The 25,629-nt window shown below is 70.0% G+C and carries 15 protein-coding genes, 1 tRNA gene and 1 pseudogene; 11 read left to right on the forward strand and 6 right to left on the reverse strand.

Annotation, left to right across the window (positions count from 1 at the left end; genetic code table 11):
* The first annotated feature begins 21 nt into the window (after positions 1-21).
* The 3 genes from amaB to LTT66_RS06565 all read left to right on the forward strand — a co-directional run bounded on the left by amaB (position 22) and on the right by LTT66_RS06565 (position 3,441).
* Entirely contained in the window at positions 22-1,551 is a 1,530-nt protein-coding gene (amaB, locus tag LTT66_RS06555; protein WP_233065185.1) for an L-piperidine-6-carboxylate dehydrogenase, read from the forward strand.
* A 63-nt stretch (positions 1,552-1,614) separates the two neighbouring features.
* Positions 1,615-1,688 (forward strand) — tRNA-Met (locus LTT66_RS06560).
* A gap of 286 nt (positions 1,689-1,974) precedes the next feature.
* Positions 1,975-3,441 (forward strand): subtype B tannase, encoded by a 1,467-nt coding sequence (locus LTT66_RS06565; protein WP_233065188.1) that lies wholly within the window; start codon positions 1,975-1,977, stop codon positions 3,439-3,441.
* A gap of 151 nt (positions 3,442-3,592) precedes the next feature.
* On the opposite strand, the gene LTT66_RS06570 is transcribed toward LTT66_RS06565, so the two are convergent.
* Complete coding sequence (locus tag LTT66_RS06570) at positions 3,593-7,066, reverse strand: indolepyruvate ferredoxin oxidoreductase family protein (RefSeq protein WP_233065191.1); 3,474 nt, start codon at positions 7,064-7,066, stop codon at positions 3,593-3,595.
* 285 nt (positions 7,067-7,351) lie between these two features.
* Between LTT66_RS06570 and LTT66_RS06575 the strand changes: the two genes are divergently transcribed.
* Both LTT66_RS06575 and LTT66_RS06580 read left to right on the forward strand, forming a co-directional pair.
* A complete protein-coding gene (locus LTT66_RS06575) occupies positions 7,352-7,831 on the forward strand; it encodes a hypothetical protein (protein WP_233065193.1) in 480 nt (159 codons plus the stop codon).
* Positions 7,832-8,174: 343 nt separating this feature from the next.
* Complete coding sequence (locus LTT66_RS06580) at positions 8,175-9,389, forward strand: lipase family protein (RefSeq protein ID WP_233065195.1); 1,215 nt, start codon at positions 8,175-8,177, stop codon at positions 9,387-9,389.
* Between the two features lie 53 nt (positions 9,390-9,442).
* On the opposite strand, the gene LTT66_RS06585 is transcribed toward LTT66_RS06580, so the two are convergent.
* The 3 genes from LTT66_RS06585 to LTT66_RS06595 are packed head-to-tail and all read right to left on the reverse strand — an operon-like array spanning position 9,443 to position 11,829.
* Positions 9,443-10,279 (reverse strand): SDR family NAD(P)-dependent oxidoreductase, encoded by an 837-nt coding sequence (locus LTT66_RS06585; RefSeq protein WP_181721018.1) that lies wholly within the window; start codon positions 10,277-10,279, stop codon positions 9,443-9,445.
* Positions 10,276-11,223 carry a patatin-like phospholipase family protein gene (locus LTT66_RS06590; RefSeq protein WP_233065197.1) on the reverse strand — a complete coding sequence of 316 codons (948 nt, stop codon included), beginning with the start codon at positions 11,221-11,223 and terminating at the stop codon, positions 10,276-10,278. The genes LTT66_RS06585 and LTT66_RS06590 overlap by 4 nt, the downstream gene beginning before the upstream one ends.
* 60 nt (positions 11,224-11,283) lie before the next feature.
* Positions 11,284-11,829, reverse strand: coding sequence for a histidine phosphatase family protein (locus tag LTT66_RS06595; RefSeq protein ID WP_233065199.1), 546 nt, complete (start codon positions 11,827-11,829; stop codon positions 11,284-11,286).
* A gap of 107 nt (positions 11,830-11,936) precedes the next feature.
* Between LTT66_RS06595 and LTT66_RS06600 the strand changes: the two are divergent.
* The 5 genes and pseudogenes from LTT66_RS06600 to LTT66_RS06615 form a co-directional block, all read left to right on the forward strand.
* Positions 11,937-16,103: pseudogene (locus LTT66_RS06600) on the forward strand (ATP-dependent helicase); the annotation flags it as partial.
* Positions 16,104-16,154: 51 nt separating this feature from the next.
* Entirely contained in the window at positions 16,155-16,862 is a 708-nt protein-coding gene (locus tag LTT66_RS37575; protein ID WP_456299739.1) for an Lhr family helicase, read from the forward strand.
* A 93-nt stretch (positions 16,863-16,955) separates the two neighbouring features.
* Positions 16,956-17,738, forward strand: a complete 783-nt coding sequence (locus LTT66_RS06605; protein ID WP_233065203.1) for a DNA-formamidopyrimidine glycosylase family protein — start codon at positions 16,956-16,958, stop codon at positions 17,736-17,738.
* Positions 17,739-17,826: 88 nt separating this feature from the next.
* The gene (gene hpnE / locus LTT66_RS06610) at positions 17,827-19,188 is read left to right on the forward strand and encodes a hydroxysqualene dehydroxylase HpnE (RefSeq protein ID WP_233065206.1); all 1,362 of its coding nucleotides are present in this window, start codon (positions 17,827-17,829) and stop codon (positions 19,186-19,188) included.
* A gap of 74 nt (positions 19,189-19,262) precedes the next feature.
* Positions 19,263-19,838, forward strand: coding sequence for a TetR/AcrR family transcriptional regulator (locus tag LTT66_RS06615; protein WP_233069037.1), 576 nt, complete (start codon positions 19,263-19,265; stop codon positions 19,836-19,838).
* A gap of 233 nt (positions 19,839-20,071) precedes the next feature.
* Here LTT66_RS06615 and LTT66_RS06620 read toward each other — a convergent pair whose 3' ends face one another.
* Complete coding sequence (locus tag LTT66_RS06620; RefSeq protein ID WP_233065209.1) at positions 20,072-21,805, reverse strand: glycerol-3-phosphate dehydrogenase/oxidase; 1,734 nt, start codon at positions 21,803-21,805, stop codon at positions 20,072-20,074.
* Between the two features lie 697 nt (positions 21,806-22,502).
* Between LTT66_RS06620 and glpK the strand changes: the two genes are divergently transcribed.
* Complete coding sequence (glpK, locus tag LTT66_RS06625; protein WP_233065212.1) at positions 22,503-24,002, forward strand: glycerol kinase GlpK; 1,500 nt, start codon at positions 22,503-22,505, stop codon at positions 24,000-24,002.
* Positions 24,003-24,374: 372 nt separating this feature from the next.
* Here glpK and LTT66_RS06630 read toward each other — a convergent pair whose 3' ends face one another.
* Positions 24,375-25,577, reverse strand: coding sequence for an aminotransferase-like domain-containing protein (locus tag LTT66_RS06630; RefSeq protein WP_233065214.1), 1,203 nt, complete (start codon positions 25,575-25,577; stop codon positions 24,375-24,377).
* Between the last annotated feature and the right edge of the window lie 52 nt (positions 25,578-25,629).

Raw genomic sequence — 25,629 nt, forward strand, 5'->3', positions numbered from 1 at the left:
AAAGGTACGGCGGAACAACACATGACCGAAGTACTCGACGACCAGACCACCCAGCGACTCGCCGCCCGCGCGGAGGCGGTGCTGCGCGAATTCGCCGCGGGACCACCGGAACCCGGCGACCTGCCCGCCCGCACTCCGATCACCGGAGGGCAGCTGATGACCCTGCGGTCCAGCTCGCTCACCGAGGTCGACGCCGCGATCGGCCGGGCCGCCACCGCCTTCCGCGCCTGGCGCGGCGTTCCGGCGCCCGCCCGGGCCGCGGTCGTGCGCAGGCTGGGGCAGCTGCTCACCGCGCACAAGAGCGACCTGGCCGAGCTGGTCACGCTGGAGGCGGGCAAGATCCCCGCCGAGGCCGCGGGCGAGGTGCAGGAGATGATCGACATCTGCGAATTCGCCGTCGGCCTGTCCCGCCAGCTGTACGGCCACACCATGCCCTCGGAGCGACCTGGCCACCGGTTGATGGAGACCTGGCACCCCCTCGGCGTGGTCGGGGTCATCTCCGCGTTCAACTTCCCGGTCGCGGTCTGGGCGTGGAACACGGCGATCGCGCTGGTCTGCGGCGACACCGTGGTGTGGAAGCCCTCCGAGACGACGCCACTGACGGCGCTGGCCTGTCACGCGCTGCTGCGGCGCGCGGCCGGCGAAGTCGGCGCGGATCCCGAAGTACATCAACTGATCCAGGGCGGCGGCGACGTCGGGTCGCGACTGGTCGACGACGAGCGAGTGCCGCTGGTCAGCGCGACCGGCTCGGTGCGGATGGGGCGGCTGGTCGCGCCGCGGGTGGCCGAGCGGCTCGGGCGCTGCCTGCTGGAGCTCGGCGGCAACAACGGCGCGATCGTCACCGCGTCCGCCGACCTGGACCTCGCGGCGCGGGCCATCGTGTTCGCGGCGGCGGGCACAGCCGGGCAGCGGTGCACCACGCTGCGGCGGCTGATCGCGCATCGTGACGTCGTCGGCCCGCTGCTGGACCGGCTGGAGCGGGCGTACCGGCAACTGCCGGTGGGCAATCCGCTCGACGAGGGGGTGCTGGTCGGGCCGCTGATCGACGGGAAGGCCCACACCGGGATGCGCGCCGCGCTGGACAAGGCGGTGACCGACGGCGGCGAACTGGTCTGTGGCGGCGAGCGAGTCGACGGGTTCGGCGACGACGCCTACTACGTGCGGCCCGCCATCGTGCGCATGCCGGCGCAGACCGCGGTGGTGCGGGAGGAGACCTTCGCGCCGATCCTCTACGTGCTCACCTACGACGACTTCGACCGCGCGATCGCCCTGCACAACGAAGTGCCGCAGGGTCTGTCGTCCGCGATCTTCACCACCGACCAGCGCGAGGCCGAACGCTTCCTCGCCGCCGACGGATCCGATTGCGGCATCGCCAATGTCAATATCGGCACCTCCGGCGCCGAGATCGGCGGCGCCTTCGGTGGCGAGAAGCAGACCGGCGGTGGGCGCGAATCCGGCTCGGACTCCTGGAAGGCCTACATGCGCCGAGCCACCAACACCGTCAACTACTCCACCGAGCTCCCCCTCGCCCAGGGCATCGAATTCGGCTGAGCCACCCCGTCCCACCAGGCGATTCGGTCATTCGCACCCACCTGTGTAGTGTTATCCGTACGACGCGGGGTGGAGCAGCTCGGTAGCTCGCTGGGCTCATAACCCAGAGGTCGCAGGTTCAAATCCTGTCCCCGCTACTGGAGGCCCGGGTCGGCGGTTCACACCGCCGACCCGGGCCATTTTGCTGTCGCCGTCAGGGACGACGATCGCCTTCCTGTGCCGCGGCACAGTAGCCGACAGATGGCCGATCGGGTCTCTTACCGCCTCGCGCAGCCGGAGATTTGCGCGAATGTGTGCCTCCGCGCCGCTATTCTTCGATCTCGGCTGCCTGATCACCACGTAAGACGTTTCGACGCAAGTTCCGGCGACGCCGACGCGGCCCGCGATGCCCGTGGTTTTGCCACGAACGCGAAGGAGAGAGCTGTGCAGCGCAGAGCGATGCTCACGGGATGTGCGGCGGCGGTCGCCGTGCCGATGTTCGCCACCGCCTGCGGTGTGCTGGACGGCGGCGCGAAAGCGGTGGACGAGCTGGCCTTCGACCCCGACGCGTTCACGACGGAGAAGAAGACGGTCGCCACCTTCGATCGCGACAAAGAGGTGACCTATCGCCGCTACACGGGGGTGGTCTATGTCGCGAAGCCGGTCGACAAGGCGTACCAGAGTTTGAACGTCAGCGTGCCCGTCGAGATCGATGGCCGCTCCGTCGACGCGAGCAAGGCGCCCATCCTCTTGAGCAACTCCGTCGCGGGGTATCTGTCATCGTCGGTGACGAACGGCGAACCGGACGACGGCGGTGATCGGGCCAGGAACCAGGATCTCGCCCTCGCGGCGGGTTATGTCGTCGTCGATTCCGGCGCTCGCGGGCGCGACCTGGTCGCCCCCGACGGCACGTACTACGGCGTGGCTCCCGCCGCCATCGTGGATCTGAAGGCCGCCGTCCGGTACCTGCGGCACAACTCGGGCCGCGTGCCGGGAAACACCGACCGGATCGTGGTCACCGGGGTCAGCGCGGGAGGCGCGCTGTCCGCCTTGCTCGCCGTGTCCGGGGACAGCCGGATGTACGACCGGTATCTCGCCGAACTCGGCGCGGCGGACGCCAGCGATGCCGTCTTCGCCGCCGCGCCCTACTGCCCCATCACCGATCTCGAGCACGCGGATATGGCCTACGAGTGGAATTGGGGCGCCAACCCACTGCGCTCGGGCGAACTCGACGCCGCTGCCTCGCGGGATCTCGGCACGGCGTTCGCGAACTACCAGGCGTCACTGGAACTGCAGGGCAAGAACGGATTCGGGCCCGTCACGGCCGACAACTACGGCCGTTACCTGGTTCGGACCTACCTCGAACCGGCGGCGACCGAGTACTTGACCGCGCTGCCGGACGCCGACCGCTCGAGCTACCTCGCGGCCAACACGTGGATCACCTGGGCGGGTGATCGGGCGGAGTTCACCTGGCCGAACTTCCTCGCGCACGTCGGTGAGCGGAAGAAGGGCGTACCCGCGTTCGACGCCTTCGACCTGTCCTCGGGCGAGAACAACGAGTTCGGTGGCGCAACCGTCAAGGCCAGGCACTTCACCCTGTTCAGCCTGCGGCGAGCCACCGGAGACCCCAGCGCGCAACTCGACAGCGACCTGCCCGAGAAGATCAGCATGATGAACCCCATGTTCTTTCTCCGACAGCGCAATCCCGCCCGAGCGAAGCACTGGTGGATCCGCGTCGGCACCAAGGACACCGATACGTCGCTGACGATCGTGGGCAACCTCGCCGCGAGCCTGGAGAATCTCGGCGCCGAGGTCGACGCCGCGATGTACTGGGACGCGGGCCACGGCAGCAACGAGGACGCCGCGGATTTCATCGAGTGGATCGGAAGGGTGACCGGCTACGCCGGGTGAGTCGGCACGGCGAGGTGCGACCGTGGCACCGGGCGTCGCCCGCGCCGCGTTCCGGTGACCGCGGCGGCGGAGTCCCCGGCCGCTCCGATGATCAGCCGACGGCCGGTCGCCGCGGCTCGCGCCACCGAGCAGCACCGCAGAAGACACCCCGCTAGCGGCGCGGCGGCTCGATACCGAGCTCCCGCAGACGCTCGGCGTAGACCGCGACGTTGGCGAGCTTGATCTCCTCGTACCCGCGCACCACGTCGGCGAGGGCCGCCGCCTGCACGGCGCGGTCGTAACCGGACCGGTCCAGCGTGTCGGCGAGGGTCGTCACCATCGCGCGGTAGTGCGCGAGCAGTTCGCGTTCCACCCGTCGCACGTGCGCGTACCCGAACGGATCGAACTTCGTGCCGCGCAGCCGCTTTCCCTTGGCCAGCAGGCGGAGGGCGAAGTGGCTGCCCGGCCCCATTCCGATCTTCTTCTCCCGTCCCATCGCGCGCAGGATCGGCGGGTGCAGCCGGTAGGTGAGCTTCGCCCCGCCGGGCACCTGCGCGGCGACCTCGGCCAGGAACGCCGGATCCGTGAGCCGTCGCGCCACCTCGTACTCGTCTTTGTAGGCCGTGAACTTGTACAGGCCGCGCGCCACCTGCTCGCTGAACTCGGTGCGATCGGTGACGCGCCGCTCCGCATCCCAGACGCGCTGCACGGTGCGCACATAGTCGCGGGCCACCGCCGCGCTGTGGAAGCCGATCAGCTCGGCGGCCCGCGACCGCAGCAGGCGCCGCGTCTCCCCAGTGGCGGTCACCCCGTCGAACAGGTCATCGGGCACCTTCACCGCGGCGGATTCGGGCACGCGCCGTGCGGTCGCCGCGGCGAACTCCTCCGGCCGCGCGATCGCGACCCGCCCCCAGCGGAAGGCCGCGAGGTTGGCCGCAACGGCGACGCCGTTGATCTCGATGGCCTCCTCGATCGCGGTGCACGGCAACCGCAGACCGCCGGTCTGATAGGCGGCGCCCACCAGCAGGAAGTTCGCGGCGGCGGTGTTGCCGAAGAGGGCCTGCGCGGCGGCCAGCGCGTCGAAGGACCGTACCGACCGCGAGACCTTCGCCAAGCGCTCCAGCAGCACCGCCTCGTCCGGATGGGCGACCGACTTGTCGTAGACCATGTCACCGGTCGGGGTTCTGCTGGTGGAGGCGACCGACACGGTGGTCGTGGCGCGGCCGTAGGACAGGTTCTTGTTGTCGGTCGCGGCCAGCAGATCGAAGGCCACGATGCAGTCGGCGGAGGCGGGGGCCAGCCGGTTGGCGGGCTCCAGCGCGCGCACGGCGAAACGCAGGTGCGAGACCACGGGTCCGGCCTTCTGGCTCATGCCGATCTGGTCCAGGCTCGCCACCTCGTACCCGGCTCGCATCGCGGCGGTCGCCAGCACCTGGTTCACGGTGACGATGCCGGTGCCGCCGATGCCTGCGAGGAAGACGTTCTGCGTGGTCGTCGGCGGTTCGTGTACGAGGTCGGGCAGTCGTGGCGGCTGCGGCCCGCGCTGCGCCGGGCGCGGCTTCCGGTCAGCCGGATCGGGTAGCTCCACCGTGACGAACGAGGGGCAGTCGCCGTCGAGGCAGCTGTAGTCGGTGTTGCAGGAGGTCTGGTCGATCCGGGTCTTGCGCCCGAAATCGGTGTCCACCGGCTGCACCGACAGGCAATTGCTCCGCACGCCGCAATCACCGCAGCCTTCGCACACCGCCTCGTTGATGACCACCCGCGTGCGGCGCGCCGGAAGGGTGCCCCGCTTGCGCTGCCGCCGTGCGTCGGCCGCACAGTGCTGGTCGTAGATCAGCACCGTGACACCGGGTACCTCGCGCAGCGCGCGCTGCGCTTCATCGAGTCGGTCCCGGTGCCACAGCAGGGTGCCCGGAGCGAGATCGCGCTTGCGGTAGCGCTGGGGCTCGTCGGCGCAGACGATGATCCGGCGGACGCCTTCGACGGTGAGCTTGTGGGTGAGCATCGGCACCGTGAGCGCGCCCTCGGCGTGCTGCGCGCCCGTCATCGCGACGACGTCGTTGTGCAGCAGCTTGAACGTGATGTTCACCCCCGCCGCGACGCACGCCTGCACGGCGAGCTGACCGGAGTGGAAATACGTTCCGTCGCCGATGTTCTGGAACAGGTGCGGTACGTCGGTGAACGGGGCCTGGCCGATCCACTGCGCGCCCTCGCCGCCCATCTGGGTCAGCCCGGTGACCTTGCTGTCGGCGCGGCCGGACATGGTGACCAAGGTGTGACAGCCGATGCCGCCGCCGGCCAGTGAGCCGTCCGGAACGGCGGTGGAGCGGTTGTGCGGACAGCCGCTGCAGAAGTAGGCCGCGCGCTTGGCGGGCAGCACGGACAGCGACAGCGGCTGCGGCAGCGCGCGTTTCAGCGCTACGTGACCGTCGAGCACGCGGCGCAGCGGTGCGGCGATCCGCCCGGAGGTGAGCTCGCCATCGCTGGCGAACAGCGGGCGGCCCGCGCCGTCGCGCTTGCCGACGATCTCGGGCGCGCCCGCGGCGCCGTACAGGATGTCGCGGATCTGGGTCTCCAGGAAGGCGGTCTTGTCCTCGACGACGATCAGCCGGGTGAGCCCGGCGGCGAACTGCCGGACCCGTTCGGGCGCCACCGGATACGGCATCCCGATGCGCAGCAGCCGGATGCCCGCCTCGTGCAGCGCGTCGTCGTCCACGCCGAGATCGATCAGCGCTTGGCGGACCGCGTCGAAGGTGGTTCCGGCGGCGGCGATGCCGATCGTGGCGCGCGCCGGGTGGACCTCGATCACGTCCAGCCCGTTACGCGTGCTGTAGGCCCGCACCAGCTCCCAGCGCGGACCGTAGAGATCCGCCTCGGCGAGCAGACTGTCGGCCGGAGCGGCCATCGGACGCTGCCGGTAGCGGAAAGGCGCGCCCGCCCAGTCGATCTCGGGCACGACGATGTCGATGTCACCCACCGAACCGTCGACGGTCCATGCGCCGTCGGCGACGTCGGCCACGATCTTCAGCGCCACCAGACAGCCGGACGCGCGCGACAGGGCCACGCCGTGCAGGCCCATGGTGATGACCTCGCGGGCGTTGCGCGGGAACAGCACCGGGATGTTGAGCGCCGCCAGCGAACGCTCGCTCACCGCGGGCACGGTGGAGGACTTCGACGCCGGATCGTCGCCGACCAGCAGCAGGACGCCGCCGCGCGGGTTCGCCCCGTACAGGTTCGCGTGGCGCAGGGCATCGGTCGCGCGGTCCAGGCCGGGGCCTTTGCCGTACCAGACACCGACCACCCCGTCGTGGGTCGCGGCGCCCGCGGGCAGCACCGCCTGACTGCCCCACACCGAGGTCGCGGCGAGTTCCTCGTTCAACCCGGGCACGAACGAGATGTCGTGCTCGGCGAGCACGTCCGGCATTCCGGCCAGCATCTTGTCGACGCCGCCGAGCGGACTGCCCTGATATCCGGAGACGAACGTGCCGATCCGCGAACCGGCGCGCAGATCACGCACGTGCTGCTCGACCAGCTGCCGGGCGATGGCCTGGACACCGGTGAGGACGACGGTCCGCGAACCGACGCGGTAACGGTCGGCCAGGTCGTAGGGGGCTGCGATCAGATCGCGGTCGGCGAGCTCGGTCATACAGATCCACCCGTCCACTCGGCGCCGATCCGGCGCTGGGCCTTGTTGAGCACTTGTTGCCGATATCGTGTCCCTGAAGAACGGAACGCACAACCTTGGTCTGAAACTCTGAGCAATATGCGCAATTTGTCAGCATCTCGATGGGCACAGCCTAAGCAGAGTGCGAGGTCCGTGTGACAGCGCGCACACCAATGCGTCGCAGGCAGGTGGCATTCGGCGAGCCCGTCCGGTGCCACACCGGGATACCTCCGCCGCCCCCGCGCCCAGCTGTGTGAAGGTGGAGAGATGGCATTGCTCAGGAGGGGCACGGCGATCCTCGCCGCCATCGCGTTCGGGGCGCTGACCGCGTGCGGGCAGCAGCCGGACCCGGCCGTCCCCTCCACGCCGGATCAGGCCGCGGCAGCGGCGCCCGGGACGCGGGCCGACCCCGGCCCCCGGCGCTACGCGGGCGGAACGATGGTCGTCATCCCGCAGGCCGCGGATCTGGAACCCAGTTCGGCGATGCCCTTCTCGGAGTACGACGTCGAAGACGGCACCGACAAGCTCGCGATCCACATACCGGGGCCGGTCGGCTGCCCGAGCATCGGGTTCACCGCGCGGGTCGAGGAATCCGCCGACCTGGTGCATGTGCGGCTGATCCGCGGCCTGCATCGCGGCATGCCACCGTGCCAGGGCGCGAACCCGGAGCAGAAGCGCGAGTACGGTGTGGTGGTCGTCGATCTGGAACGCCCGCTGGGCGATCGGACGGTGCTCAGCTTCCCATGAGCCACGCGACACGGGGTCGAGCCGGCGGACGACCGGGGAGGCCGCCTCCGTTAGTGATCTTGTCGAATGGCGGGCCACGGGCATTGTGAATTGTCCGGTTTTTCTCTCGCCGATTCGGTGTTCTTCCCGGTCGGGCGCTACTTTCGCAGCGGATGGTGCCGCCTTCGCGGCTACCGGCGGTCCCGGAGTCGAAGGAGGTGCGCCAGTCCGCCGAGACCGCTCAGGCCGTTCCGGCGGCGGTTCCTTCTGCTCTGTCCCGCAGTGAACGAGGTTCGCTGCGGATTTCCGTGTAGTGCCGGTCCGTCCGGCGCACCCGCGGCGGGCACGCCAGGCCGGTGCGCCGATGACGGCTGACTTTCGAAGGAAAACCGTGTCCAGAGTTCCGTTCAGGATTGCGATCTTGCTGGTGAGCATCGTCTCGCTCGGCCTGCTCGGCCTGCCGGCAACGGCTCAGCCGTTGTATCCCACCCCCGATCCTGATTTGTTCTACTCCGCGCCGTCCGACCTGGCGGCGTACGCACCCGGCGACGTAGTGCGCACCCGCAAGATCGACACCGGCCCCTACCTGGGGACCGAGGGCTGGCAGGTGGCGTTCCGGTCCACCAACTCGCAGGGCAATCCCGTCATGGGCATCACGACGGTCCTGCTGCCCGCCGGGGTCAAGAACCCGCCGCTGGTCTCCTACCAAGCTCTGATCAATTCCCTCGGCACCCAGTGCAACCCGTCGCGCTCGCTGTTCAACGGTGAACTGCAGGACGCGGTCGGCGCCATGCTGCCCATCGGACGCGGATGGGCGATCTCGCTGCCCGACTACCTGGGTCCGACTTCCGCCTACGGCGCCGCGCGACTGGCCGGCATGATGACGCTGGACAGCGTGAAGGCCGTGCGCAAGGTCGCCGAACTCGGCCTGTCCCAGTCGCCCGTCGCCATCGCGGGCTATTCCGGCGGCGGCATGGCCACCGCGTGGGCCGCCGCGATGCAACCCACCTACGCGCCGGATCTGCGGCTCGCCGCCGCCGTGGCCGGTGGCATCCCCGCCGACATGGAGGAGATGGCGATGTCGCTGGGCTTCGACCCGCATCCCGGGTTCGGCCTCGCCTTCGCCGCGGCCATGGGACTGGAGCGGGAATACCCGGACCGGCTGCCGATCTCGGATCAGCTCAACGAGAACGGTCTGTGGTTCCGCGAATTCACGCACGACGCGTGCCGGCGGTTCCTGCTGTTCCACGGCGCCTTCCGCAGCGCCGAGCAGATGGCGGCGACCAAGAGCCTGATGGACAGCCCGGAGGCGCACGCCGTCCTGCGGGAGAACAGCCTGCGGTACTTCGACGGCGTGCCGGCCGTGCCGACCTATCTGTGGCAGGGCCGCTTCGACACACTCACCTTCTACCGGCCCGTCGCCGAGGTCGCCGACCGGTACTGCAAGGCCGGCGCGCCGGTGCAGTTCCACACCGTCGACATCTCCGAGCACATGACCGCGGCGGTCGCCGGATTCGCCGACGCGTGGAACTACGTCGAGGCCAGGTTCCGCGGCGAACCCGCGGCGACGACCTGCTGATCGCACACGCTTCGCGGCCCGGGAGATGTTCTCCCGGGCCGCTTTTCGTTCGGTCAGTCGATGGAGCGCACTTCTCGCTCATACGCCGCGCGAGTCTGCTCGTCGGCCGGATGCAAAGCGCGATCACCGTCGAAGAGGCCGCGGACCAGGCGTACCGCGCGTTCCGGCGCGGCGGCCAGCGCGATGTCCACCGGGCCGAGGTAGCTCGGCACGGCCACTTCGGCCTTGCGGGTGGCGCAGGTGCGCAGGATGGCGGCGGCGACGTCCTCCGGGTCGACCGTCGGCATGCCGTGGCCGAGCCGCAATCCCGAGGAGAGGCGGGTTCGCACGGCCGACGGCAGGACGCAGCTGACGCTGACGCCGTGCGCGGCGAATTCCAGACGGGTCGCCGCCGAGAGGCCGACGGCCGCGAACTTGCTCGCGTTGTAGACGGCCAAGCCGGGGATGGGGACCTTGCCCGCCAGGGAAGCGACGTTGACGATATGGCCGCGGCCGCGCTCGATCATGCCCGGTGCGGCGGCCCGCATGCCGTGGATGAGACCCCAGACGTTGATGTCCAGCGTTGCCCGGCCGACCGCGTCCGGTTCCTCCAGGAACGCCCCGGCGGGCATCACACCCGCGTTGTTGATCAGGACGTCGACGCCGCCCACCGCCGCGACGACCGCGTCCCACTGATCGCGCGAGCGCACGTCGAGCTCGAACGCGCTCGCCCCGATCGCGGCGGCGGCCGCGTCGGCGGCGGGTTTGTCCACGTCCGCGAGCACGACCTGCGCTCCCTTCGCGGCGAACGCTGCCGCGGTGGCCCGGCCGATGCCCCGCCCTCCGCCGGTGATCAGGACTCTGGCCTCGCGCAGGTCGATGCCCGGGTAGCCGGATCCGGTAATTCTCATACGAAGGCTCCTCGTTCGAGTGCGCGCCGGGTACTGCGCAGGCTGTGTTCGAAAGTGGCGAGACGACGGCGTCCGTCCATGAAGTTGGGGCCCATCACCGCGAGATCGTCGGCGGTGGCGCCCAGGAAGAGCACTTTGGTGCCCGCCGCGCGCAGCTGCGCGATCTCGGCGAGGAGCTTGTCGCTCATCCGATCGCGCAGCTGTCGCTCGAGGAAATGCCCAGGCCCGGTAGCCGGGATTCGAGTCGCCGAGGCCATCGGGGCGAGCACGAGCACCTCGTCCAGTTTCTCGGGAACGAGCAGGTCCGCCGACGCGGTCGAGCCCGCGCCGCCGTCGACGAAACGACGGCCCGCGATCGTGACCGGCGGAAACCAGCCGGGAACGGCCCACGAGGCCCGCAGCGCCGCGCCGATGGTCGTGTCGGGGGCGCCCGGCGAGCCGAAGGCCACCCGTTCTCCGGTCGCGTAGTCCATCGCCACCAGCCGAGTCGCCGGATGCGGCACCCAGGTGCGGCCCGGAGTGAGCCGCTCGGCCAGCCGTTGCAGCCAGTTCGGGTCGCCGCCGCCGACCGGCAGCAGTCCGCTGGCGGCGGCCAGGAGCGCCTGCCCCGGTTCCTGGCGCCGCAGCGACAGCCGGGGCGAGCCGAGCCGAGGACGCGGCAGCGGCGGAAAGCGACCGGGCTCGCAGGCACGGTGCTCGCGCAGGATCGGATCGGTCGACGTGCCACGCTGCGCGGCCACCAGGTCGTCGACCGAGACGCCGCTGCCGAGCAGCGTCACCGTCTCCGCCCCCGCCGAGGTGCCGAGCAGCACATCCGCCTCGCGCGGATCCCAGTCGAGCACGTCACGGGCGGCGGCGAGCGCGGCGACGATCCACGCGGCCCCCACGGTGCCACCGCATCCGATGGCCAGGCCGCGCCGATACGACCCATTGTTGTTACCCATAGTCTCAGACACTAGCCCGACGCGGCTCGAATGCCACCCGTCGCGCGATCGGCCGGAGCGTCAGGCCGTGAAGTGCAACGTCCATTCCCCGCGATAGTGCAGGCGGGTGACGCTGCCGGGCGGGATATCGATGCGCCAGAAGGATTTCGGCGGCGCGTCCAGCGTCACCAGCAGCGCGGCCCTGATGATCGCCGGGTGGGTGACCGCGATGGTCGACACGGCCTGCGCGGCGACCTCGGCCATCCACGACCTGGTCCGTCCGATCACGTCCACCACCGACTCGCCGCCGTGCCCGCGGAAGGCCGGGTCGGTGAGCCAGGCGTACAGCTCGTCCTGGGGCACCGACATCAGTTCACCGCCGCGCCAGGCGCCCGCGTCCAGGTCGCGCAGCCGGTTGTCCTCCTCACCCGGCAAACCCAGCAGCGCGGCGGTCTCCACCGTCCGGCGCTCCGGCCCGGTGAGCACTCGGGGAGCGGTGAGCGGTCCGCACCCTGCCATCGCACGCCGGCCTGCCTCGGTGAGGGATTCGTCCACCGGGAAACGTGCCTTCCGCATCGCCTCGGTCATCCCATGGCTGACCAGGTCGAGTCTGAGCACTTTTTGCACCTGTGGAAGCGTACGGCCCGGCATCGGCGGCTGTCGTTCGATTGCTCCGGCTTCGCTCGCGAAACGGTACGGGCGTGCTTGTCGGTGGGCCGGTGCACACTGAATCCATGGCCCAGTTCTCCCGCGCCACCCAGGAGTGGTTCGACGGCGCGTTCCCCGCGCCGACCTCCGCTCAACTCGGAGCGTGGCGGGCGATCGCGGCGGGCGAGCACACGCTCGTCGTCGCGCCGACCGGGTCCGGGAAGACGCTCTCGGCGTTCCTCTGGGCGATAGACCAGCTGGCCGCCCGGGAGCAGCGGCCCGAACAGGCCGGTACCTCCGTGCTGTACGTGTCCCCGCTGAAGGCGCTCGCGGTGGACGTGGAACGCAATCTGCGGGCGCCGCTGGTCGGCGTCACGCAAACCGCCAAGCGCCTGGGGCTGGAGCCGCCGGACATCACCGTGGGCGTCCGTTCCGGCGACACCAGCGCGTCCGATCGGCGGTCCATGCTGCGCACCCCGCCGGACATCTTGATCACCACGCCCGAGTCGCTGTTCCTCATGCTCACCTCGGCGGCCAGGGAGACGCTGCGGAACGTGCGCACGGTGATCGTGGACGAGGTGCACGCGATCGCCGGTTCCAAGCGCGGTTCGCACCTGGCGCTGTCGCTGGCCCGGCTCGACCTGCTCACCGAACGGCCCGTCCAGCGCATCGGGCTGTCGGCCACCGTCCGGCCACCGGAGGAGGTCGGGCGATTCCTGGTCGGCAACGCGCCGATCACCCTGGTCGCGCCGCCCGCACCGAAGACGTTCGACCTTTCGGTGCGGGTGCCGGTGGCGGACATGACCGAGCCGGGCGAGTCCGATCAGCCGGGCTCGATCTGGCCGCATGTGGACGAGGCGATCGTGGAACTGGTGCTCGAGCACCGGTCCTCGATCGTGTTCGCGAATTCCCGCAGGCTGGCCGAGCGTCTCACCGCACGGCTGAACGAGGCCTACGCCGCGCGGCTCGGCGAACCGGTGGAGGTCGAGCACAAGCCGCCCGCCCAGCTCGGCGCGTCCACCGAGGTGATCCACGGCGCCGGGCCCCTGCTGGCGCGAGCGCACCACGGTTCGGTCAGCAAGGAGCAGCGCGCGCTGATCGAAGACGATCTCAAGAGCGGACGGCTGCGCTGCGTCGTCGCGACCAGCAGCCTGGAACTCGGCATCGACATGGGCGCCGTCGACCTGGTGGTGCAGGTGGAGGCACCGCCCTCGGTGGCCAGCGGATTGCAGCGGATCGGGCGGGCCGGGCACCAGGTCGGCGAGATCTCGCGCGGGGTGATCTTCCCGAAGCATCGCACCGACGTCATCCACTGCGCGGTGGCCTCGCAGCGGATGACAGCGGGACAGATCGAGGCGATCCAGATCCCGGCGCACCCGCTGGACATCCTCGCGCAGCAAACCGTCGCCGCGTGCGCGCTGGACCCGGTCGACGTCGACGAGTGGTTCGAGGTGGTGCGCGGCACCGGGAGTTACGCGGCGCTGCCGCGTTCGGCCTACGAGTCGGTGCTGGATCTGCTGTCCGGGCGCTATCCGTCCGACGAGTTCGCCGAGTTGCGTCCCCGGCTGGTCTGGGACCGCGACGCGGGGACGCTCACGGGGCGGCCCGGCGCGCAACGCCTTGCCGTCACCTCGGGCGGCGCGATCCCCGATCGCGGCATGTTCGCGGTGTACATGGTGGGCGAGAAGGCGTCCCGGGTGGGTGAACTCGACGAGGAGATGGTCTACGAGTCGCGAGTCGGCGACGTGTTCGCGCTCGGGGCGACGAGCTGGCGGATCGAGGAGATCACCTTCGACCGCGTGCTGGTGACGCCCGCGTTCGGACAGCCGGGCCGGTTGCCGTTCTGGCACGGCGACGGGCTCGGGCGACCGGCCGAGCTCGGCGCGGCACTGGGCGAGTTCGTGCGCACGGTCGCACAGGACCGGGCCGCCGAAGCGGCCGCTCCGGCGAGCAGGAAGACGTCTCGACGCGACGGGAGTGCGCCGTCGAAAACGTCACGCGCGCAGACACAGCCGCGACAGGACGGGGCCGAGACATCCGTCGGGCGCGGAGCGCGCGACATTCCGGTCCCGGAGCGCGTCGCGGGACTCATGCGCTCCGCCGGCCTGGACGACAACGCGACCGCCAATTTGCTCACACTGCTGGACGAACAGCGCACCGCGACGGGGCATCTGCCCACCGATCGCACCCTCGTGGTGGAGCGGTTCCGCGACGAACTCGGCGACTGGCGGCTGGTGCTGCACTCGCCCTACGGCCTCCCGGTACACGCGCCATGGGCGCTGGCCGTCGGAGCGCGGCTGCGCGAACGGTTCGGCGTGGACGCCGCGCCGAACGCCTCCGACGACGGCATCGTCGTTCGCCTGCCCGACACCACCGACGACCCACCCGGCGCCGAACTGTTCGTCTTCGAGTCCGACGAGATCGATGACGTCGTCACCGAGCAGGTGGGCGGCTCGGCGCTGTTCGCCTCCCGGTTCCGCGAATGCGCCGCGCGGGCGTTGCTGCTGCCCCGCCGCGATCCCGGCAAGCGCGCACCGCTGTGGCAGCAGCGGCAGCGCTCGGCCCAGCTGCTCGACGTGGCGCGCAAGTTCCCCGAATTCCCGATTCTGCTGGAGACGGTGCGCGAATGCCTGCGCGACGTCTACGACCTGCCGTCGCTGCGCGAGCTACTCGGCCGGGTGGGGCGGCGCCAGGTACGGCTGGTCGAGGTGGAGACGGCGACGCCGTCACCCTTCGCGAACGCCCTGCTGTTCGACTACATCGGGCAGTTCATGTACGACGGCGACAGTCCGCTGGCCGAGCGGCGCGCCGCCGCGCTATCGCTCGACTCGGGGCTGCTGGCCGAGTTGCTCGGCCGGGTCGAGCTGCGCGAACTGCTCGACGCCGCGATCATCGAGCAGACCGAGCGGGAACTGCAACGGCTCACACCGGAGCGGCACGCGCGCGACGCCGAGGGTTTGGCGGATCTGCTGCGGCTGCTCGGCCCGCTCACCGCCGCCGAGGCGGCCGAACGCTGCGACGAAGACCCCACCGCCTGGTTCGAGAGCCTGGTCGCCACCCGGCGGGCACTGCACGTTTCCTTCGCGAACCGCACCTGGTGGGTCGCGGTGGAGGACGCGGCCCGGCTGCGTGACGCACTCGGAGTCCCGCTGCCGATCGGCACGCCCGCGGCGTTCATCGAGCCGGTGGCCGACCCACTCGGCGATCTGATCGGCCGTTACGCCCGCACGCACGGCCCGTTCGGCACCGAGGCCGTAGCGGCCCGGTTCGGTCTCGGCACCGCGGTCGCCGCTACCGCGCTGCACCGGCTCGTAGCCGAGAAGCGCGTGGTGGAGGGGGAATTCACGCCGGGAGCAGCCGGGTCGGAATGGTGTGACGCGCAGGTACTGCGCCGGCTGCGGCGCCGGTCGCTCGCCGCCGCCAGGCACGAGGTCGAGCCGGTCTCGACCGCCGCGTTCGGATGCTTCCTGCCGTCCTGGCAGCACATCGGCAGCGGCGAGCTGCGCGGCGTCGACGGCGTGGCGGCCGTCGTGGAACAGCTTGCCGGCGTGCCGATTCCGGCCTCCGCGTGGGAATCGCTCGTCCTGCCCGCGCGGGTGCGGGACTACACCCCCGCCATGCTCGACGAACTCATGGCGACCGGCGAGGTGATCTGGTCCGGGCACGGCGCCATCACCGCCAAGGACGGCTGGATCGCGCTGCACCTGGCCGAGCAGGCGCCGTTCACACTGGCGCCGCCGGACGAGATCGACCTCACCGACGTGCAGCTTCGGCTGCTCACCGCGCTGGGCGCGACCTTCGTGCCGTGGACGCCGCCCGACCCCGAACAGACCGTGCCGGATCGAGTGCCGGTGCCGTTGGACGAGCCGGATCCGCCGCCCGGCAGCGCGGTCGACGGTCGCGGCGCGCACCGGCGATCCGCCGAGGCAGCCGGTCACACCGGCGGTGCTGCCACACCCAACGGGTCTGGGCCGGATGGCGGCCGACGTGGCCGACGATCACCGGTCGACTCGGAATCAGCGGCCGCCGTTGGGCATCCGATCTCCGGCACCCCGTCGGAACGGCTGATCCCGGTGCCACAGAGCGGCGGGGCCTACTTCTTCCGGCAACTCTCGGACGCCACCGGCCTGCTCGATGACGCCGCGGTGGCCTCCGCACTGTGGGAACTGGCCTGGGCGGGCATGGTCGCCGGGGACACGTTCGCACCGGTGCGGGCGCTGCTGTCCGGCACGACCCGCACCACCACGGCCCATCGCACTCCCCGGCGCGCCCCACGGGGCCGTGCCTACCTGCCCCGCCCGAGCATGCCCACCCGTTCCGGTCCGCCCTCAGTCGCCGGGCGATGGTCGCTGCTGCCCGAGCGGGTGTCGGACAACACGGTGCGCGCACACGCCACCGCCGATCTGCTCCTGGAGCGATACGGGGTCCTGACCAGGGGCTCGGTGCAGAACGAGGGCGTCCCCGGCGGATTCGCGCTGATGTACCGGGTACTCACCGAGTTCGATGATCGCGGTCGTTGCCGCCGGGGTTATTTCGTCGACTCGCTCGGCGGCGCCCAGTTCTCGACCACCGACGTGGTGGACCGTTTGCGTTCCTTCGATACCGAACGCGCCCGTCCCGAGTCCAGGCAGCCGACCGGCACCGTGCTGGCGCTGGCCGCGTGCGATCCCGCGAACCCGTACGGCGCCGCGCTCGCCTGGCCGAAGAGCGACGTCGAGGGCGGGCATCGCCCCGGTCGCAAAGCCGGGGCGCTGGTGGTGCTCGTCGACGGTGAACTCGTCCTCTACCTGGAGCGGGGCGGCAAGACCCTGCTCACCTTCACCGAGGACCCAGAGGCCCGCCGCGCCGCAGCAGCAGCGCTCGCCGACCTGGTCCGCCGCCGCCGGGTGGACTCGCTGGTGATCGACCGCGTCAACGGAGACACCGTGCACGGCAACACTTTCGCCGTATTCCTCACCGAAGCGGGCTTCTCCGCCACCCCGCGCGGGCTCCGTCTCCGGAGCCGCCCGTGAGTACTCACCTCGCTGGCCTCCGGCACGAACCAGACCGGGGTTCGAACGGCAGGCCGCGAAATCACGAGGTCGTGAGCGCGCCGGGGCCGTCGTATGCCTGAGGGCGACACCGTCTTTCTGGCCGCCGCACGGCTTCGCGCCGCGCTGGCGGGAAAAGAACTGACGCGCAGCGATTTCCGGGTACCTCGCTATGCGACGGTCGATCTGCGGGGACAGGTGGTCGAGAGCGTCGGCAGCTACGGCAAGCACTTGTTCATCCGGACACCGACCGTGAGCGTCCACACTCATCTGAAGATGGAGGGCAGCTGGCGCGTGTTCCACTGTGGACAGCGCTGGACCAAGCCCCGCGTCACCGCCCGGGTCGTCCTGAGCACGGCGGACGTCGAGGCCGTCGGGTTCTCCCTCGGCACCGTCGAAGTGGTGCGGGTGGGCGACGAACACCGGGTCGTCGACCATCTCGGACCCGATCTGCTGGGGGCGAATTGGGATGCTGCGGAGGCCGTCCGGCGATTGGAGCGCTACCCCGACCAGCCCATCGGCGTTGCCCTGCTGGACCAGCGCAACCTCGCCGGGATAGGCAATGTCTTCCGCAGTGAGGTGTGCTTCCTGCGCCGCGTCCACCCCGCGACCAAGGTCGGTGACGTCCCCGATCTGCTCGCACTGGCGAACGAGGCGCACCGCATTCTGGCCGAAGCGGCCGCGAAACCACCGCCACGGCCGCTGGCCTACGGCCGCACCCACCGTCCGTGCCCGCGCTGCGGCACGCCGTTCGCCGCCGACCTGCTCGGTGATACCGCACCCGATTACGACCGCGTGGCGCAACGAGAACGCGGCATCTTCTTCTGCCCCCAGTGCCAGCCGGTCCCCGCTGACTGACCCGCATCAGGCCAAAAGCCGCTCCGCCCTTGACGAGTCACTCCCGCCCAGCTTAACTTACAACTTGTCAGTTATAACGGGAGGCACCATGGGCGACCCACGGCGATACGTGGTGATCGGAGGCGGCCTGGCCGGGCTCGCCTCGGCGGTCTGGCTGGCAGAGGCGGGCAAGCAGGTCACCCTGCTGGAGCGCAGAGGCCGGCTCGGTGGCCGCGCCCACGCCATGCGCGCCGAGGCGGTGGACGATACGCCGGACAACGGTCAGCACGTGATCGCCAGTGGCTACGACCACTTGTTCCGCTATCTCACCAGTGTCGGCACGCGGCAGTACGTCGCTTTCCCGCACGGCGGCACACTGCGCTGGCCCGATGGCCGCAGCGTCACCATGCGCACCAAAGGAATCGCCGCGCTGCGCACGTTGTCCGGCGCGCATCCCGACGCGAACCCACTGGAACGCGTGCGCGCGGCCCTCGCCACGCTCCGGCTCGGCTGGCAGTGCCTGCACCAGCCCGCCGACCTGCCCGACCTCACCACCGAGCAATGGTTCAACCGGGTCGGCATGCCCGCGAAAGCGCGTGAGGCGCTGTGGGATTGGCTGGCCCTCGGCATCGCGGCGGAGCCGGTGCAGCGGGAATCGGCGAAGGTGTTCGCCGACGTGCTGGCCACCGGCATCCGGCTCGGCCTGCGGCACCGGCAGGCCGTCGACATCGGTTACCCGACCACCGACCTGGACACCCTGTATGTCACCGGGGCGCTGCGGATCTTCGATCAGCACGGCGTGCGGGTGCGTCATCGGGCCGTGGCTCGTCGCATTCATATCGCGGAGGGCCGGGTCACCGGCGTCGCCTTGGCCGACGGCACCACGATCCCGGCCGACGCGGTGGTGTGCGCGGTGCCCAACTCCAGCATCGGCGGCCTGCTCGATGAACTGCCCGAGCATGCCGAGATCTACGCGGCCGCCGACAAACTGGGCTACACGCCGATCGTCAGCACCAATCTCTACCTCGACCGCCCGCTGGGCACCACGGCCGAGTTCGAGGCGCTGATCGGGGGCACCGGCGTCATCGATGAGGTCTTCGACCGCCAGCGGATGACCGGGCGCAGCACCGCGAAAGCCTGGCTGTACTGCCTGACCACCAGTGGCGCGTACGAACAGATCCACAAGTCCAGCGATGAGATCGTCGCCGAGCAGATGGCGCTGCTGCGCCGCTATTATCCCGAGGCACGAGCGGCGAACGTGGTGCAGGCGCAGGTCGTGCGCATGCCGAAAGCCACTTTCTCGCAGGTCGTCGGCACCCACGGGCTGCGTCCGGGCCAGCGGACCTCGGTGCCCACAGTGGTACTCGCGGGCGACTGGACCGCCACCGACTGGTCGGCGACGATGGAGAGCGCTGTGCAGAGTGCGGCACGGGCGGTGGATCTGCTGCTCGAGCTACCTTCGATGGCGTGACCACGGACAGCTCCACGTCCGAGCGCGGCACCGCCGAACACCCGGATCCGCCTCGGGCGCGGCCGAAGCGCCGGATGTCCGCCGCCGACCGCCGTACCCAACTGTTGAACGTGGCGCGCGACATCGTCGCCACCGAGGGCTTCGGCGCGGTGAGCATCGACCGGGTCGCGCGCGAGGCGCGGGTGACCCGTGCGCTGGTGTACCAGCAATTCACCGATCTGTCCGGGCTGACGTCGGCGCTGCTGGATCGCGAGTCGGCCATCGCGTTCGCCGGTGTGCGCAGCGTGGACTGGGACCACGGTGACGTGGACCGGGTCGGCCGGGGCGTCCTCGCCTACCTGCACGCCGCGCCGACCAGCTGGCGCATCATGCTCAGCCCGTTCGACGGCGGGCCGCCCGAGCTCCGCGAGCGGCTCGCGCTCGGCCGCGCCTACGCCCGTGCGATCGGTGCGCGCCATCTGTCCCGATACCTCGGGGTCACCGTGGATCCGAACGGCCCGACAGAGCGAATCCTGTTGGCCGCCATGGAGGAACTGGCCCGCCTGCACCTGACCGACCCGATCGAGTACCCGGACGAGCTGGCGCTGCGCTATCTGCGCTCACTGGTCGCCTGGGCTATGCGGATGGAAACGCCCGACGGCGAGGACTGATCGAGCCGATCCGCCTCGGGCGGTGTTGCACAAGTAACCGCCAAGGGCTGGCTCGATGACTGCGGTCAGGCCAGGGGTGAGCCGCCGGTACTGGCGACACCGCGACCGCATCGTGCCGACCTTCACCCGCGCATCGCCGATACCAGGGGGCGCGGAGCAATCGTGCCGCACCGATGGATCAGCATGCGGCCATCCGGCTCAGCTTCCTGCGCCCGCCGGGTATGCCGGTCGGCTCACCCTTCCGATGGCACCGGCTCCAGAATCTCCGGGCGCGGCTCCGGAGCCGCGATCCGCAGGGCGTCGGCGGAGGCGTCGTCCGGTTGGGTCTGCGAGTGGACCTCCGCGTCGACCCGCGCCTGATAGGTGCGGACCTCCCGGTCGATTTCCTCGTCGTCCCAGCCCAGGATGGGTGCGATCAGCTGAGCCACCTGCTCCGCGCAATTGGCCCCGCGATGCGCGTACTCGATCGAGATCCTGGTCCGCCGGGCCAGGACGTCGTCCAGGTGCAGGGCGCCCTCGGCAGCCACCGCGTAGACCGCCTCCACCTGCAGATAGGACGGTGCGTCCGTAATCGGTTGCAGGAGTTCGGGTTTGTCCTCAGCGAAGGCCATGACCTCCTCGATGAGCGAACCGTACCGATCCAGCAGGTGCTTGATCCGGTAGGGATGCACGCCGAAGGTCTCGGCCAGCTGAACCGTCTGGTTGACCAGCGCGAAATAGCCGTCGGCGCCGAGCAGCGGCACCTTCGCCGTGACCGAGGGCGAGACCCGGGCCGGAATGTCTTCCGCCACCTCGTCCACCGCGTCGTAGGCCATCACGCGATACGTGGTGTACTTGCCTCCCGCGATACCGACCAGGCCGGGGGACACCCGGGCGACGGCGTGCTCACGCGAGAGCTTGGACGTCTCGTCGCTCTCACCCGCCAGCAGCGGGCGCAGACCCGCGTACACGCCGTCGATGTCGTCGGGCGTGAGCGGTGTGACCAGCACCTCGTTCACCCGTCCCAGCAGGTAATCGATGTCGGCCTTGGTCGCGGCGGGATGCGCCAGGTCGAGGTTCCACTCGGTGTCGGTGGTGCCGACGATCCAGTGCGCGCCCCACGGGATGACGAACAGCACCGAGGTCGCGGTGCGCAGGATGATCGCGGTGTCGCTGACGATCCGGTCCCTGGGCACAACGATGTGCACGCCTTTGGAAGCGCGCACGTGGAACCGGCCCCGCTGATGCGACAGGGCTTGGACTTCGTCGGTCCATACGCCGGTCGCGTTGATCACCACATGTCCACGGACCTCACCGGTACGCCCGTCCTCGGTGTCGCGCACCTTCACGCCGACCACCCGGTCCGCCTCCCGCAGGAACCCGACGACCTGGGTGGACGTGCGGATCACCGCGCCGTAGTGGGCGGCCGTACGCGCCACCATCATGGTGTGGCGCGCGTCGTCCACCACCGTGTCGTAGTAGGCGACACCGCCGATCAGCGAGTCGCGCCGCAACCCCGGCGCCAGCCGCAGAGCGCCCGCTCGCGTCAGATGCTGTTGACCCGGTACGGATTTGGAGCCGCCCATGGTGTCGTAGAGGACCAGGCCCGCGGCCACGTACGGACGCTCCCAGACACGGTGGGTCAGCGGGTACAGAAACCGCAGCGGCTTCACCAGGTGCGGCGCCAGGGTGGACAGCGTGAGCTCGCGTTCCCGCAGCGCCTCGCGCACCAATCCGAACTCCAGCTGTTCCAGATAACGCAGCCCGCCGTGGAACATCTTCGACGACCGGCTGGACGTGCCGGACCCGAGATCGCGGGCCTCGACCAACGCGACCTGCAAGCCCCTGGTCGCCGCGTCCAGCGCGATACCCGCCCCGACCACACCACCGCCGACGACGACGACATCGAAATGATCCTTGCCGAAGCGCTCCCACGCCGCACTGCGCTGCTCCGGGCCGAGGAACTGCGAATCCGGTTTCTTGGCCATGCTCGACTCCTCCAGCCGACGCGGATGTGTCCGATCGAGCCTTCAGGTCCAGGCTAGGCGAATCGCCGCGAATCGACCGCCGCACCCGAATCCGTGTCGCCCCGACCTACTCACCAGTAATAAGCCCCACCCTACCGACTCACGAACCTGCATCCACGCCCCAGTGAGGCAAGGAACACCGCACACCGCATCGACCATCGCAGCGAACCGAGACCCGCCCCGGCCACGCATCGAGCCTCACGATCACCCTCCGCCTTCCGAACCACCGGAGCGAAGCCGAAGAGACCGAACACGCACAGTTGGGCTGGCCACGTCGGCGCCGAAGGAAAGCAGCCGCCACTCCGACGCGAGTCCCAATACGGCCGCAAGCATCCAGCGCGCACAGCCTGGTCAACGGACAAGGTCGGCACACACCTCAGCGGCTGCCGCACAGGCGGTTGACCAGTACCGGTCGACCTGACGATCAGCCACCCGAACAGCGTGCGCTTCATCCGGAGCGCGAATGCCAACGCGCCCGGCGCACCCCAACCCCGGGTTCCGAGCGAAGCGAGACCGAGCATGCGCCGTTCGCGGCCCGGCTCGCGTCCGAGCGGCCGCCGCGTCGGCGACGAAGGAGCAAGCGGCGGTCGCTCGGACGCGAGCCACAAAGGGGCCGCGAACACGCCGCGACGAAGTCGCGGCCAAATACACTGCACGGATGCGTCGCTATGTGGCCGCCATCGATCAGGGCACGACCTCGAGTCGGTGCATCGTCTTCGACCGGCAGGGGCGTGTCGTCGGCGTGGCCCAGCGGGAGCACGAGCAGATCTTCCCGCAGCCGGGGTGGGTCGAGCACGATGCCGAAACCATCTGGCGCAATACCGAATTCGTCCTCGGTGCGGTCTTGGAGCGCAGTGGGCTCAGTGCCGGTGACATCGCCGCGGTTGGCGTCACCAATCAGCGCGAGACCACGGTGGTGTGGGACCGCGAGACCGGACGGCCGGTGCACAACGCGATCGTCTGGCAGGACACCCGCACCGACCGGCTGTGCGCCGAGCTGGGCGGCGATGCGGGACCGGCCCGCTACCAGGATCGCACCGGTCTCCCGCTGTCCACCTACTTCGCCGGGCCGAAGCTGCGCTGGATCCTGGACAACGTGCCGGGCGTGCGGGAGCGCGCGGAGGCGGGTGAGCTGTGTTTCGGCACCGTCGACAGCTGGGTGCTGTGGAACCTGACCGGGCGGCACATCACCGACGTGACCAATGCGTCCCGCACGATGTTGCTGGATCTGCGTTCCTTGCAATGGGATTCGGAGATCTGCCGCGAGTTCGGCGTCCCCGAGTCGATGCTGCCGCAGGTGCACAGTTCCTCGGAGGTCTACGCGCCGATCAGTTCCGGCCCGCTGGGCGGGGTGCCGGTCGCGGGCATTCTCGGCGACCAGCAGGCCGCCACCTTCGGCCAGGCCTGCCTGTCGCCCGGCGAGGCCAAGAACACCTACGGCACCGGCAATTTCATGTTGCTGAACACCGGCACCACACCGGTGTTCAGCAAGCACGGCCTGCTCACCACGGTCTGCTACCGCCTCGGCGACGCGGACGCGGTGTACGCCTTGGAGGGCTCCATCGCGGTCACCGGCTCGCTGGTGCAGTGGTTCCGGGACAACCTCGGCATCATCTCCGCCGCCGACGAGATCGAGCCGCTCGCCCGCAGCGTGGACGACAACGGCGGCGCGTACATCGTGCCCGCCTTCTCCGGGCTGTTCGCGCCCCGCTGGCGTCCCGACGCGCGCGGCGTGATCGCCGGGCTCACCCGTTTCGTCACCAAAGCGCACCTGGCGCGGGCGGTACTGGAATCCACCGCGTTCCAGACCCGCGAGGTGGTCGACGCGATGCGCGCGGACGCCGAGTCCCAGCGACTCGGCCTGGAACTGACCACGCTGAAGGTGGACGGCGGCATGGTCGGCAATGACCTGCTCATGCAATTCCAATCCGACATCCTCGACGTACCCGTGGTACGGCCGGTGGTCAACGAAACCACCGCGCTCGGTGCCGCGTACGCGGCCGGGCTCGCCGTCGGCTACTGGTCGGGCACCGACGACATTCGCGACAACTGGACCGCGGACAAGACCTGGCACCCCACCATGCCGGAGGTGGACCGGGACGCGCACTTCGCCGCATGGAACAAGGCGGTCGAGCGCACCTACGGCTGGGTGGACTGATCACGCCGGATCCGACGGCGAAAACCGCGCGCGTCCAACGATGACGTCGCCCGGCGCGGTTGCCGCCGTGCACCCGTTCTCGCCGTAGATCCGGAGACAAAGATCGGGCCGGTTCGATATCGAACCGGCCCGATCGAGGTAGGCGTGATTCAGTTCCCGGCCGACGACTCGACTAGCTCGGATGGCACCACGTCGTCACCGGCTGGCAGTGGTGTGCCGAAGCGACACCCGGCACCAGCGAAATCATGCCGACGGCAATCACAGCGCTCGCAAGAAATTTCACGATCATCGAATTACTCCCCTCCTATTGGATGTCCGCAACCCTATCGGGCGAACCCACGCGCAGGCAACCGAAAGTCTCTGTGTCCGAAGCTATTCACCTATCGCACGCGCCAAGCGCGCGACCGCCTCCCGAAGCGTCGCCGCCTCGGAGGTGGTGAAGCACAGGCGCATCGAATTGCGGTGGCCGCCGGCCACCGCGAACGCATCGCCGGGGACGTAGGCGACGCCGAGATCGATGGCGTGGGGCAACAAGTCCACCGTGTCGGTCCCATCGGTGAAGTCGACCCACACGAACATGCCACCCGCTGCCTCGGTGCTCACCAGCCGGTCACCGAAGCGCGCTCGCAGCTCGTCCACCAGGACCCGCGCTCGCGCGCCGTAGACGCGCCGGATCCCCTCCACCTGCGCCCCCAGCCAGTCGGCGTCGGCGAGCAGATCGGCGGCGATCTGCTGCGTCAGGGCCGAACCGCACAGGTCCGCGCCCTGCTTCAGCAACTCCACGCCCCTGCACACAGCGTTCGGCGCGGTCATCCAGCCCACCCGCAAGGTCGGGGCCAGCGTCTTGGACACACTCGACAGCCGGATCACGTTGGGCGAATACGTCGCGATCGGCTCCGGCGACGGCCGATCGAACCACAGCTCGCCGTAGGGATCGTCTTCGATCACCCAGAATCCGTACCGGTCGGCGAGTGCGGCGAGTTCACGTCGACGCGGTTCGCTCATGGTGACACCGCGCGGATTGTGGAAATTGCTCACCGTGTGCACCAGTGCGGGCCGCTCGCCACTGCCGAGCAGGTCGGCCAGCTCGTCGACCCGCATGCCCTCGGCGTCGAGCGCGACCGTCACAATGCGCGCTCCGGCAGCGCGGAACACCTGCAGCGCGCCGACGTAGGCCGGATCCTCGACCACGACCAGCGCGCCCGGATCCAGCAGCACCTCGGCGAGCAGCGACAGCGCCTGCTGCGAACCGTGGGTGACGAACACCTCCTCGAGCGGCACCGGCCGCCCCAGCCGCACCGTCTCGCGCTCCGCGAGCACCTCACGCAGCGGGCCCCAGCCCGCCGATTCGGTGTACTGCAGTCGCGCGCGGTCGGCCAGCGCCGCCTCGGCCGCCTGCGCGATCCGGTCCCGCGGCATCAACTGCTCATCGGGCAGGCCGCCCGCCAGGCTGATGACGTCGTCGCGGGCGGCCACCTTCAGCAGATCGCGAATCGCCGAACTCGTCAGGCCGTCGAGACGCCGGGCCAGCGGTGGAGTGATCGGCGACAGGGACACCTCCGAGAAATGCGCCATAAGGCACTGTCGCACATTCATATCAGAATCTGAAATATGAATCTCACATTCT

The sequence above is a fragment of the Nocardia gipuzkoensis genome (assembly GCF_021183645.1).
Lineage (GTDB): Bacteria > Actinomycetota > Actinomycetes > Mycobacteriales > Mycobacteriaceae > Nocardia > Nocardia abscessus.